Genomic DNA, 12,811 nt, shown 5'->3' with positions numbered 1-12,811 from the left:
CGCCCTATGTCTCGCTCCCATGCGCTCCAGGCCTACATCATCACCCGCCTCATGCTGGCTCCCCTTATGGTCTGGGTGATTAGCACCGTGGTGTTTTTACTGCTGAGAGCGACCCCCGGAGACACCGTAGACGTAATCTTGGGGCCGCGCGCACCAGAATCACAAAAGGCTCTCGTCCGGGAGCAGCTCGGGCTAGCAAAGCCACTGCTCGAGCAATACTTTGACTACCTCAAGCACCTGCTGAGCTTCGATCTGGGTACTTCTCTCACCAGCAGAGGTCAGCCGGTTTGGGATATTATTCAAGATTTTTTCCCCGCCACCGCTGAACTCGCGATCTGCAGCATGGTGTTTGCCCTCTTGATTGGCGTTGGAGCAGGTGTGCTCTCGGCCTCTCGTCCGGGCACTGCTCTAGATGCAGGAGGACGTTTGTTTGGCATCATCACTTACGCACTACCGCTTTTTTGGGCTGGCATGTTGCTGAAGCTGCTCTTTGCCGTCAAACTGGGCTGGTTTCCCAACGGGACTCGTTTCCCGATTCGAATGCTTCCCCCCGAGGGTCCGACCGGTCTATATCTCATTGACAGTCTCCTGAGCGGTAATTTCGAGGCATTTGGTGCCACGCTCTACTATTTAGCGCTGCCTAGCTTCACGTTAGGGCTGGTGCTGAGCGGTATCTTTGAGCGTATTGTTCGGGTCAATCTCAAGCAAACACTGAGGGCCGATTATGTTGAAGCGGCCAAAGCCAGGGGCATCCCTGAACGGCGGGTACTTTTGAGTCACGCGCTACGTAATGCCTTGATTCCCGTTGTGACCATTTTGGGGCTAACAACGGCCTCAATGTTAGGGGGTGCTGTGCTCACAGAGGTAACGTTCTCTTGGCCAGGGCTCGGCAATCGTCTTTATGCAGCGATTGGCGATCGCGACTACCCCACGGTGCAGGGCGTCATTGTCTTTTTTGCACTAATTGTTGTGCTTACCAGTATTGCGATCGATATTGTGAACGCCTACATTGATCCCCGCATTCGGTATTGATATTTGCTTGGACTTCAACCTACAGCAATAGAACCTGCTTTAGAATACTGCTGTTCTGCTGTCGCTCCTGATGGGGTCGCGGAATGTCGCAGTGTCGCAATATGTAGGACAGACAAAACTAGCCGGTTCCAATTGGGCTGATTAAGCGAGAATAAGACTCCTCCAGCTAATGCTGCCCACCCGACAGGGCCAAGAACGAGTGCAAGAGTCTGGCTCACGCCCATATAAACAGCAAAGGGTAAGGTGATACCTAACGCACCCGTCAGGCTCCCTAGTACAGTGCTCGCGAGCACATAAACACCGAAACCGCTCATTCTTGCTGCAAGCATTGCGCCGCCGCCTAGCAGAAAACCTTCAAGATGAGGATCGTCACTTTCTCGTGTCAGATCCATTAGGAGGTGTTGCCGTTGTTCTGGTCTTAACTGCTCCAACAGATGTTGAAACTGCTTCACAACGACGGCATCTTCAATCTCTTGCGTCGATAAGTCATGCCATGTGCGATCACCCAAGACCTCAGACCAGCTGATAGCCACTTGATCTGCAACATCTGTCACAACTTGCTTCCAAGAGGTGTAGCAGAAGATTTGCCCGATGCTTCCAAATCTTAAATACCGGATATGATTGCAAAGAGTATCTGGTGCGCTACCAAATCCTGAACCAGTCAGCTCAGCTAAGTTTTGGCGCTGTTCTTCGGTGGCAGCACTTGTGATCTCATAGAAGTCTTGCACGGCTCTAGTAGGTATTCGACTCTTGGACTAGAGTACCCACGTGCTCAAACAGCACATCAATGCGAGATCTAAAGCAAGCAGCAACTTAGAACACAAGGCTACATCTCTCTCACAATGGGCTGACCATCTTTGATCTCACCGATCAAAACTAAATCGGTCACATTTACAAAAATTCCGTTTTCGAGCACACCAGGAATATTGTTGAGGATCGCTTCTAGCTCCGGTGGATTGGCGATGGATTCAAATTTCGTATCAATCACCATATTGCCCTGATCAGTGATCACTGGACCATCTTTATTGACACCCATTCGCAAATCGGTCTTACCGCCCAACTTCTCTAAGGCTCGCATGACAGGGGCAATCGCCATCGGCAAAACTTCTACAGGGACCGGAAAGGTGGAACCCAAGGCATCGACAATCTTGGACTGATCGACGACAACAATAAACTCTTCGGCTAAGGAATCTACAACTTTTTCGCGGGTATGAGCTGCACCACCGCCCTTAATCAGATTCTTGGCAGGATCGACTTCATCTGCGCCGTCAATGCCGATATGGATACGCTCAACTTCATCTAGCGTTGTGAGGGGAATGCCGTACTGCTTGGCTAATACAGAGGCTTGAAACGAAGTAGGAACGCCTTTAATGTCGGTTAGCTCACCGGACTTGATGCGATCGCCTAAGAACTGAATGGCAAAGGCTGTCGTCGATCCAGTGCCTAAACCCACAATGGAGCCTGATTTAACCCGGTCAGCGGCGGCTTTACCCACCTGCTGCTTCATTAACTTGACCGGATCCATTGCGTCACTCATGCTTAACCTCTGGCGTCTGTATCGTTGACCAGTGTAAACCGAAATCTGTCTCTGCCTTACTGCGCAGAGGCTTAAAAAGCGCTGACGACTTCCATGACCTGTGAGACGTTGACATGAAAATTTGTGTAATGCACGTTTTTTTCACCCAAAAGATAGTGAAAATTATGGCCTAGAGATTTACTGATGAAATAGAAATAGGGCGTTATTGCAGTCCGTGGCGTTAGAGCTAAGAGGTTGATGGCCTCCGAGAAGATACAGTGCGTAAGTCCAGCCCCCTCCGCTCCAATCACAGATTCTGCATCGTAGAATAGCTCGATCTTATCTGCAATCGTCATATCTTCTAATACATATCTCTGATAACCCAGTCCCCTTAGTTCTTTATACAGCGCTTGCTCATTGAGAATGTGACGTTTGGATAGCGTCTCAGCAGCTTTGATTCGAGAAATCAATATCCGCTTGTTTTTACGCCGAGGTCGATCTGGCATAAATCTAGAGCGAATTTCATCTAGACAGAAGGAAGGTAAAAGATGCGTACCTTCTTCGGTTAGATAAGAAGGGAAGATAAGCTTTTCAATGTAGTAGAGCTTTCCAGAAATAACGGGATACATGCTCACGTTCTTTGGCAAGAGTCTTTCAAGAAAATAATTTTCTAGATCTTGTAAAGGATATGGATAGGGGCATAAAAGCTTGATCTCTTCGATGCAGGAGTATTCTGGGTGGCCAAGCAAGAACGCCCGAGAAATATTATCAATAACGGCGTGTGAATATGAATCGGGAGACCCTCGAATAATGCTGCTGTAGCCGCTGATAACTTCTAGGTTCTCTTGATGAAGTGCCTCCCACGTAACCCCGCGCTTCAGATGCGCATTCATCCAACCCGAGAGAACCGATTCAGATATTATTTCTCTGTCTTCTGTTAACAGAAGATTATATTCAGGACAGTAAATAACCCCTTCCAATGTTGTTGTATAGCTTGAGGGCGTTGTGTAGGTCTCTGCTTGAAATCGCCGATACTTGGGTAATAGAGGAAGTTGTGGGGCTTCCGGTGTTGCCATTGTTTCACAAGGCACTGCACTGATTTTGACAAGATCCTCTCCGTAAATTTTTTCAAGCGAGGTTATTTTGACTAGCTCATAGCTCTTAGCGGCAGTGATTAATATGCGAGCGAGGAATTGCTCTACTAAGTTTTGGCTACATAAATCTTCTACCCTAGATATTTTTAGAAATATCCTAACCACAGGGTATCTAAAGGGTCTTAGGAGAATTTTCATGATCTCCCTAAGAGTTATCATCGGAGATAAATTTTTCGCTGATGCTATTGGCTGCACAGATTTTACATCGCAGAGATAAAAAGATAATAGCGTATAAGGAAAACATGGATTATAAAGATTCCTAAAAGGACTATAAGTGCATGAATTCAGCGCTAGAAAAATATTTTTTGCCGACTTTAGATCCATAGATCAACAAAAAATACAAGTAGATATTGCTAAAATCATTCATATCTTGGTAAGGTGTTAATCCAAGTCGCTTTTGGTATGATGGCCTATCAATTTTGCTTTATAAATAAAAGACTGAGAGAACCTTCTCACTTGGCGGTTGCAACCGCAGCGACACAAGCAAAATCCGCCTTGTATGTTGAGAAAAGGTGGCAGGCCGATTCCGCCTAGGTCTCTAAGAGGATGTTTGAGAATTCGAGATTTCCATAAGAAAAGCCCTTTGGTTATAGGCTGTCGTTACCAAACAATAGCCACCAAAGAGCAATGCGTAAATCATATCCGAGCGACCTCACTCTAGAACAAGGAGAACTCTTAGAGTCTCTTTTGCCTGTAGCCAAACGCAGAGATCGCCCTGGAACAGACCTGCTGCTCCTCAATGCTATTTTCTACATCCTGTGTGAAGGCCGCACTTGGCGAGGACTGCCCGGTGACTTTCTCGCGTAGCAAACGGTCTACACCTACTTTCGCAACTGGCGTAAAGGCTGTCGTACATCCACTTCGAGGCTGTACGTCGTTTAAATTTTTAATGCAATACAGCAGTACCCGGCTGAGTTAGGACAGCCCTTCATTAGCACAGATGGGTTTCAGACATTTTTGTGTACTCAGCAATACGTGTGCCGCTACAGATCTGGGTTTACGGCCTTCAACAATCACGCGTGACCGTGCCAGGGTAACCCTTAGGCAAACTCTTGTCCCAACTGCATTGGGTTATGAACCGTGATCTTTTTCTTGTGGATCGAAATTTTTTCTTGATCCCTCAGCTCGCCTAGCAGGCGGGTGACCGTGACCCTCGTTGAACCAATCGCTTCCGCAATCGCTTGGTGAGACAGCTTGAGGTCAATGGTAATACCTGGACCGCTTTGAACCCCAAAATCCTTGCATAGAATCAGCAAAAAGCTGACTAGCCTTGACGCCATATCCCGATGGGCTAGCGTTTCAATCATCATTTCTGTTTGCAAGATCCGAGAAGACAAACCCCGCATCAGCACCATCGGCAGCTCAGAATCTTCTTTCATGGCTTTTTCAACCTGTTCAGTCGGCACCGACAACAGCTCTGTTTGCGTAAAAGCCACCGCATGATAGAAGCGATCAGACCGTTGCTGAGTCAACAGTGACAGAACACCGAACACGCTGTTTTCTCGCAGGAGCGCCACCGTAATCTCTTCCCCCGCTTCGTAAACTCGGGATAACTTAACGGCGCCTCGAATCAAGAAATAGACCCGCTCTGCAGGATCGCCGGGGAAGAAAATGGTCTTGCCACGCTCAAACGTCTCAGCCACTGGCGGAAACTGACCGTTGCTCATCTGACGAAAAACGGCTGCTAGAGGACTAACTTGAGTCATAATCATGCTTGCTTTGCCCCGGATTTTTCTCTACTCATAGGACTTAAAGAAGGCACGACATGTGAAACACTTGATATAGATGCAAGGCTCTTAACTGTCGGTACCACTTGATTTTCGCAATGAGATCGCCTGTGACCTCGCTCCTGCGTCTATAGCCGAGGAAGTCCAATCACGTCTAGTCCTCGCCTAAAGAGGCATCTAGACTACTTAAGCGGACTCGCAGAGGTTTGTGTGTATTATTTGATACAGAATCGTTCGTGCAAAATAAGAAACAGCTAAAAAATATCTACTTTAGCGGTATTTTTTAGCAAATTAGCTTTTATTTCGCCATCTCTACGCTTTTTAAGCGATATTTCAGCCTCATTGTCCAAATAGTCTGTCACTTAAACATAAGCCATGCTGAACTTGACCGGAAAGAATGCCCTCGTCACTGGGATTGCAAACAATCGCTCGATTGCTTGGGGCATTGCTCAGCAGCTCCAAGCAGCCGGGGCCAATTTAGGGGTCACCTATCTCCCCGACGACAAAGGTCGCAATGAAGGCAAGGTAAAGAAGCTGGTTGAACCACTTGCGCCTAGCCTGTTCCTGCCCTGCAACGTCCAGGATCAGGCCCAAGTTGACACCACGTTTCAAACGATTAAAGATCAGTGGGGCAAGATCGATATTTTGATCCACTGTCTGGCTTTTGCGAATCGAGATGACTTGACGGGTGATTTTAGTCAGACGAGCCTAGAGGGCTTCAACTTGGCTTTGGATGTCAGTGCCTACTCTCTGATCCAGCTTAGTGCTGCTGCAAAGCCTTTAATGACTGAGGGAGGCAGCATTATCACGCTAAGCTACCTCGGAGGGGTACAGGTGATTCCTAACTACAATGTGATGGGGATTGCGAAGGCGGCCCTAGAGATGAATGTGAAGTATTTAGCCTCTGAGCTTGGCTCTCAGAATATTCGCGTCAATGGTATCTCGGCTGGCCCCATTCGCACGCTGGCTTCATCGGCGGTGGGCGGTATTTTGGATATGATTCACCATGTTGAAGAGATGGCACCGCTCAAGCGCACCGTCACTCAAACAGAAGTCGGAAATACGGCTGCTTTTCTGAGCAGTGATTTGGCAAGCGGAATCACTGGCCAAATTATTTATGTGGATTCTGGCTACTGCATTATGGGTATGTAGATTTTAGGGCGATGATCATGCCCTGATCGATAACAGCACTCTAAGAACCTCCCACTTTCGCAAAGCACTTAGCACTCGAAATCGTGGCTCCGTTACAGCGCAGTTGTTGATGCTGATGACCTAGGTCTTTCGGTCAAGCTGCAGTGTCACCTATGGATCTGATTGCTACAGGCTTAATTGCTCAATGCCAAGGTGGGATGTTTCCAGAGTGGACCATTGGCACTGCGCGATGGCCAGATATTCTTAGATAAGTTAGGGTAACCTAATAGAATGATAATTGAGCTTATGGCTCTTGATTTATCTCCTAGATATTCACCTGCATGATTTGCCAGCAGTTATCTCTACGTTTGTTGTCTAGCCTTTTATTAGGGCTACAACTGCTGCTGCGCCTTGGGCGCACTATCTAATCACATATCACTTTTACCCGCTTTCAATAAGGGACTGTCACCTCTGACCTAGAGGGTGAGTTTTTGCTGACTAGGTTTCAGAACAATTTTTTGAATGTCTCTTCTATATGGACATGCACTTTGATGTGCGCTTGCTCATTCTATTTTTTGCTGATCTGGAGTAATTCTATGCTGCGACTTCAATCTTTTCTGGGGCTACGACTATTGGTGGGTTGTCAGAAGACAGCTCGGCACACTGACAGCCCACTCTCCGCCGCATACAAACCACACCGGAGAAAACGAAAATGTTGATTCAGCCTCAAACCAAGTACCAATCTTTTCAACCCATTGATTTGTCCGACCGTACTTGGCCCGCCAAGAGTATTTCGAGGCCACCTATCTGGCTCAGTACCGACCTGCGAGACGGTAACCAAGCACTGATAGAACCGATGAATCCGGCTCAAAAGCTGCAGATGTTCAACCTGCTGGTTCAAATTGGATTCAAAGAAATTGAAGTGGGTTTCCCCTCTGCTTCTCAAGCCGAGTTTGATTTTGTTCGCTATTTAATTGAACACTGTTTGATTCCCGACGATGTGGTCATTCAAGTGCTTGTCCCTGCGCGAGAAGATTTGATTCACCGTACTTTTGCCGCATTGAAAGGGGTTCCCCAGGCAATTGTGCACGTCTATAACGCGACTGCCCCAGCCTTCCGTCGTATTGTATTTGGGCGGGATCAAGACCAAACCATCGACCTTGCAACAACTGCGGCTCAGCTTGTCTACGATCTTGCTGCTGAACATCCTGAAACGCGGTGGCAGTTCCAATATTCTCCAGAGGTATTCACTTCAACGGAACTGGATTTTGCTCGAAATATTTGTAACGCAGTCCTGGATATTTGGCGGCCCACGCCTCAGCATCAGGCGATCATCAATCTGCCTGCCAGTGTCGAAGTGGCAACGCCTAATGTCTTTGCTGACCAAGTGGAGTGGATGCATCGACACCTCATTCCTAGAGACAGCGTTATTCTTTGCGTACATACCCACAATGATCGCGGTTGTGGCATTGCAGCGGCGGAGCTGGCCCAGATGGCGGGGGCAGAACGTGTTGAGGGCTGTTTGTTCGGCAATGGAGAACGAACCGGCAATGTTGATCTGGTGACCCTGGCGATGAATTTATATACTCAGGGCATTCATCCGGGGCTGGATTTTAGCCAGATTGATGAGGTGGCTCAAGTCGCTCAGGACTGTACACAGTTGCCGATTCATCCTCGTCATCCCTATGCTGGAGAGCTTGTTTTTACTGCGTTCTCAGGCTCTCATCAAGATGCGATTAAGAAGGGTTTTGCGGTTCAAAAATCAGATGAACTATGGCAGGTTCCCTATTTGCCGATGGATCCGGCAGATGTGGGTCGCACCTATGAGTCGGTGGTACGGGTCAACAGCCAGTCTGGGAAAGGGGGCATTGCTTTCTTGTTGGAGCGTGATTATGGTTTGGTGCTGCCGCGTCCGCTGCAGATTGAGTTTGGTCAAGTCGTGCAGAAAACAATGGATACGGTTGGACAGGAGCTGTCATCAGCCGATTTATGGCAGTTGTTTACGCGTGAATATCTGCAGGGGAGTCCGTTTAAGTATCAGTCTCATCAGATGAGTGAAACTCGATCAGGATGGAAAATTGTGGCTGAATTGGAGCGTGAGCAACAGCCTCTCAAGATTCAAGGGGAGGGGAATGGGCCGATTGATGCTTTTTTGAATGCTCTGGATCAAGATTTGCAGGTTTGTCATTATGAGGAGCGCGCTCTGGAGCAGGGGAGTGATGCGGTTGCGATCGCAACTATCCAGCTAAAGTCAGCGCAAGAGCAAAAAGGCAGCTACGGCGTGGGAATTCATCCCAATATTGTCACAGCTTCCCTATTAGCCATTCTCAGTGCTTGCAACCGAAAGCATCCATAGTTAGAGCCTGTCGTAGCTGGTCCCGTGAAGTTTATGCCTCACGGGACCATTGAGAACAACAGGAGCATTTGCTGTGCATTCACCTATCGGAGCGAGCGAGACCTGCCCCTTACTCCGTATGGACAACCTTGCCGCTCCAGCGAAATTCACCAGGGATAAGTCCTTTTTGCTCCGCTAGCTTTGCCGCTAAGAGCTGAGGGCCTAAAATCTCCAGAATGGGGCTGAGGGCTTCATCGACCTCTGGCAGAGCTAGATGAGCATGGGGAGCAGCATCTGAAATTGCCTCTCCAATCGTCACCAACTGCCCGCCACGATTCGCAATATCTGTCGCTAGATGCTGACTGAGTTCCAGCGTTTGACCGGGAGTTGTAAAGACAATGCAGCCCACCTGCGATGACAGCAGCTCCATCGGTCCGTGACGGAAGCGACCGCCTGAGAAACCTTCTGCCGGGAGTCTGACGGCTTCTTTGAGAATTAAGCCGCCATTGAGCGCTGAGGTTAACGATGGGCCTCTCCCGATTAATGCAACGTAGGTGGTGTCCTGGAGCCGTTGATAGGCTGACTCGATCCAGGTCGACCAATTTTCTAAGACCTGCTCAGTGGCAGTTGCGATCGCATCCCCTGCAATATAATCTTCCGGCTTGAGCTGTCCCGCAATCGCCCGTCCCAGCCAGTGCAGCAGCAACAGCGTACTGGTGTAGGTCTTGGTGGCGACGCCTACCTCCGCTCCTGCTTGCGTACAAAGCTGTAGATTGCTGTTCTGTGCCAAATTATTATCGGCATTGGTCGTGACGCTAACAATAAAGGGCTTAGCACCGCTGGCCTGAACGCGCTCAATGATGCGGCCAATCTCAACGCTGGTCCCTGATTGCGAAACCACTACTAACAAACAGCGCTGCTTTAGAAGCGAGTCGCTGTAGTGAATCAGCTCAGAAGCTTCAATGTGGACCGCCGGAATGCCCTGCTGATGCAGATAAAACCAGGTGGGATAGAGGGCGTTGAACGATGCTCCCATGCCCGTGAGGACAACGGTAGTGTGATCTTGCTGCTGGATTTGCTGCCAGATTTCGTGTTCTTTGTAGGTATGGAGTTGCGATCGCAACACAGCAGGCTGCTCTAAAATATTCGCCAGATAGCTCATATCCTTGACCTAGTCCCTCTGTAATAAGTCAGCTCTAAGGACCCACAATTATAAGACTTCACCACCGATTGGCACTTCGCCAATTCCATCAACAGAACGTCCACAAAAGGGAGCGCTAAAGGCAGGGGCATCCGCTTTAAGGACAACCTGCTTTTGCAGATCAGTCCAGCGGACCCAGCCCACTTGAGGCTGACTGGTAGCGGATGTCTCTCCGGGTGGCGAAGCAACGGTCGGCGGCTCCTCTAGTAGCGGTGAAGCTTGACCCGCTGCTTCTGATTCAACCGCCACTCCAGGAACACTCCCTGGCGTAGCATTGGAAGACAGCACGGGCGAACAGATTTGAATCTTGAGCCAGACATCGGCATCAGAGGTCGGTGGCTCTACATCTGGAAAATTCTCGAGTAAACCCACGATCCGCACAATACTCCCTTTTGCAAACGGGATGCTTGCTGGTGTGCTACCGGGATCGGTTGTCGGAGGCTGACTCTGCGGCCAAACCTGCAGGGCCGTCTCTTGTTGATTGCTCGGCTGAATCTCTAGCAGGGTATCTGCTGCCAGTTGCTCAAATGACAGCTCAATCTTCTCAGGAACCGTGGAAGTGGCAACTAGAAAGGGGTCAGGCTTGGGGCGCAGAAAGAAATAGGCCAATCCTGCGAGGGCAAGCGCCCCTAAGAGGCCCGCAAGCGCCCAGCTTTTCCATGAACCAGAGGCTGGATCGCTAGGCGAGGCCATTGCCGCCGGGGGCGCTGGTTGGGCACTGGTTGTGACAGGACTCTGAAGCTGTGTCCGACGTGAGCCTGCTGTGGTTCTAGGCACACGAGACCGATCCACACGACAATGTAAAAGTGCCACTGTAATGTTGTCGTGACCATTCAATTCATTGGCCTGCTCAATTAAGCGTTTGGTGACGGTGACCAAGTCCGTTTCTTGACGCAGCAGCGGTAGCACCTCGGTCCGCCACAGTGCCTCAACCCGATCGTAGTCACTGAGGCCATCAGAGCAGAGCAGAATCACGCAGTCTTCATCTAGAACTAGGCGCTGTACCGTGGGCCGCAGAACGGATGATGGGGCCATCCCTAAAGCCTGTGTCAATGAGCCGGAAGCAGGCTGCTTCAAGGCGTCTCGATAGGGGATATAGCCCAGCCGCACTTCTCGACTGGCGATATCGTCATCCACCGTTAACTGATAGCAGCCCACCGCCGTAATTAGGTAAGCTCGACTATCGCCAATATGGGTCAGGTAGGCCTGCTGATTGTGAATCAGGGTCGTGACCAGCGTTGTCCCCATTCGTCGGCGCTCTTGCCGTTTCTCTTCGTCATTTCGCTCACTGATTAGATCGTTGGCCTGAAACGTGGCGGCCTCTAGTTCAGCAATGACAACATCAGTGGGTAAAGCCCCCTGCTGCAGCTGTGTGAGATGAGAGGTCATTGCCTCAATCGCAATAGCTGACGCTACTTCACCGCCATCATGTCCACCGACACCGTCACAGACCACAGCCAGCCGCTCTAGGGAATTTTGCTCAAGAATGGTGTGACCCGGGTAGCAGGCATCTTCGTTATGATTCCGCATCTGCCCTGTGTCGGTGCGGGCAGAGATATCAATCTTGAGCTGGTAAGGTTCCTGGTGACGTACTAAAAGCTGTTCAAGCTGATCTAGGAGCAGCTCGGGTGAAGAGAGAGAGCCTTGGATGAGAGCCTGACACAGCTTCTCAAAATCTGGAGCCAGCGGTTCTGCTGCTCCGGGTAGCCACTGCTGCCATAGACTCCCTAAATGTGCCAGAGTCGGGGTCTCTTCAAACTCTGGATGCAGCTCTAGCACGCGTAGCAAACGCTCTTCGACCCTTAAGAGATCGGGCTGGAGTAAGGTAGAAGCAACGCCTTGAATCAAGAAGGGCTGCCAAAGCTGGGCCATTTGCCAAAGCCAGTTAACCTGGCGCAGCGGCTGTGCGTAGGGCCAAGAGTCGATCAGAGAAAGTCCTGGACTGACTAAAAAATCAGTTGCCCCATTGACGCTCTCTGTCTCAAAAAAGTCAGCGGCACTGAGAGGAGCCTGCTCCAGCAGCACGATGGGGAAGTCTTTTTTGCGCTTTGGCGGAATCACCGTATAGAGCTGTGGCACATGCAGCCGATAGGGAAACAGCTTCAGATAGGGAATTAGGCCGTTGGGAAGATCGGTATTGAGCTTGAGCGGCAGGTTGATCTGCGTGTCTAGGACTACGTTAGGTCCACGAAACGCGTAGCGATCCGCGAGGGTTTCGCCTGGTTTGCCATCTAGCCCCATCACCCACAGATAGCGCTTGGGTAGTGCTGAACCACATTCTTGGCACTGCGGGTCAAGTTCGGTGTTTTTTGCCTGACATCTAGGGTTAGGGCAATAGAGAGTCGGTAAGGTATTTGGCATAAGCTTTCCCTATCCAGTGCACCACTTTGGGCCAGCACTCGTCAATTTGTCTGTTTCTAACCCATTTTTAAACTTCATTTTCTTTAACCTGACACTCAATTACCAAGGGCAATCCTGACATAAAAAACCTAAGAAGATATTCCGCAAAGTTTTGTAACTGTACTTCCCGCCGTATCTTTGCCAGAATAGCGGATCGCAACGAGGGTCTAACGGCGTGATGCCAATCCGAACCTGCCACGGTTCCCCCTCACCGATCGACTGCAATAGCAATAGGATGCCCTGAATGTTCAGGTTATACGTCAGGTGATGCGACTGCAGTTGAGAGAATCCACTAGATTAGAAGGCAGTGGTCCT

General features: G+C 49.6%; 10 protein-coding genes. 4 read left to right on the top strand and 6 right to left on the bottom strand.

From position 1 onward, the window contains the following. Positions 1 to 6 precede the first annotated feature (6 nt). Positions 7 to 1,032, top strand: a complete 1,026-nt coding sequence (locus tag C1752_RS08720) for an ABC transporter permease (protein ID WP_110985673.1) — start codon at positions 7 to 9, stop codon at positions 1,030 to 1,032. Between the two features lie 14 nt (positions 1,033 to 1,046). Here the strand turns inward: C1752_RS08720 and C1752_RS08715 are convergent, their stop codons facing one another. The 3 genes from C1752_RS08715 to C1752_RS08705 form a co-directional block, all read right to left on the bottom strand. After that, complete coding sequence (locus tag C1752_RS08715; protein WP_110985672.1) at positions 1,047 to 1,760, bottom strand: hypothetical protein; 714 nt, start codon at positions 1,758 to 1,760, stop codon at positions 1,047 to 1,049. Positions 1,761 to 1,858: 98 nt separating this feature from the next. After that, a complete protein-coding gene (rpiA, locus tag C1752_RS08710) occupies positions 1,859 to 2,569 on the bottom strand; it encodes a ribose-5-phosphate isomerase RpiA (protein WP_110985671.1) in 711 nt (236 codons plus the stop codon). Between the two features lie 71 nt (positions 2,570 to 2,640). Further along, positions 2,641 to 3,840, bottom strand: a complete 1,200-nt coding sequence (locus C1752_RS08705; RefSeq protein ID WP_158535045.1) for a glycosyltransferase family 61 protein — start codon at positions 3,838 to 3,840, stop codon at positions 2,641 to 2,643. Between the two features lie 489 nt (positions 3,841 to 4,329). On the opposite strand from C1752_RS08705, the gene C1752_RS08700 reads away from it, so the two are divergent. Then, positions 4,330 to 4,509, top strand: coding sequence for a transposase (locus C1752_RS08700; RefSeq protein ID WP_110985669.1), 180 nt, complete (start codon positions 4,330 to 4,332; stop codon positions 4,507 to 4,509). 233 nt (positions 4,510 to 4,742) lie between these two features. Here the strand turns inward: C1752_RS08700 and ntcA are convergent, their stop codons facing one another. Beyond that, complete coding sequence (ntcA, locus tag C1752_RS08695) at positions 4,743 to 5,408, bottom strand: global nitrogen regulator NtcA (protein ID WP_110985830.1); 666 nt, start codon at positions 5,406 to 5,408, stop codon at positions 4,743 to 4,745. A 396-nt stretch (positions 5,409 to 5,804) separates the two neighbouring features. Here ntcA and fabI point away from each other — a divergent pair, with 396 nt between their 5' ends. Together fabI and leuA are read left to right on the top strand one after the other, a co-directional pair. Further along, entirely contained in the window at positions 5,805 to 6,581 is a 777-nt protein-coding gene (fabI, locus tag C1752_RS08690) for an enoyl-ACP reductase FabI (protein ID WP_110985668.1), read from the top strand. 691 nt (positions 6,582 to 7,272) lie between these two features. After that, positions 7,273 to 8,916, top strand: coding sequence for a 2-isopropylmalate synthase (gene leuA, locus C1752_RS08685; protein WP_110985667.1), 1,644 nt, complete (start codon positions 7,273 to 7,275; stop codon positions 8,914 to 8,916). 109 nt (positions 8,917 to 9,025) lie between these two features. Here the strand turns inward: leuA and C1752_RS08680 are convergent, their stop codons facing one another. Next, positions 9,026 to 10,057 carry an SIS domain-containing protein gene (locus C1752_RS08680; RefSeq protein ID WP_110985666.1) on the bottom strand — a complete coding sequence of 344 codons (1,032 nt, stop codon included), beginning with the start codon at positions 10,055 to 10,057 and terminating at the stop codon, positions 9,026 to 9,028. 48 nt (positions 10,058 to 10,105) lie between these two features. Then, a complete protein-coding gene (locus C1752_RS08675) occupies positions 10,106 to 12,457 on the bottom strand; it encodes a PP2C family protein-serine/threonine phosphatase (RefSeq protein WP_110985665.1) in 2,352 nt (783 codons plus the stop codon). Positions 12,458 to 12,811 lie beyond the last annotated feature (354 nt).

The organism is Acaryochloris thomasi RCC1774 (genome assembly GCF_003231495.1).
Taxonomy (GTDB): Bacteria; Cyanobacteriota; Cyanobacteriia; order Thermosynechococcales; family Thermosynechococcaceae; genus RCC1774.
This window is presented reverse-complemented; position numbering and strand designations above follow the sequence as displayed.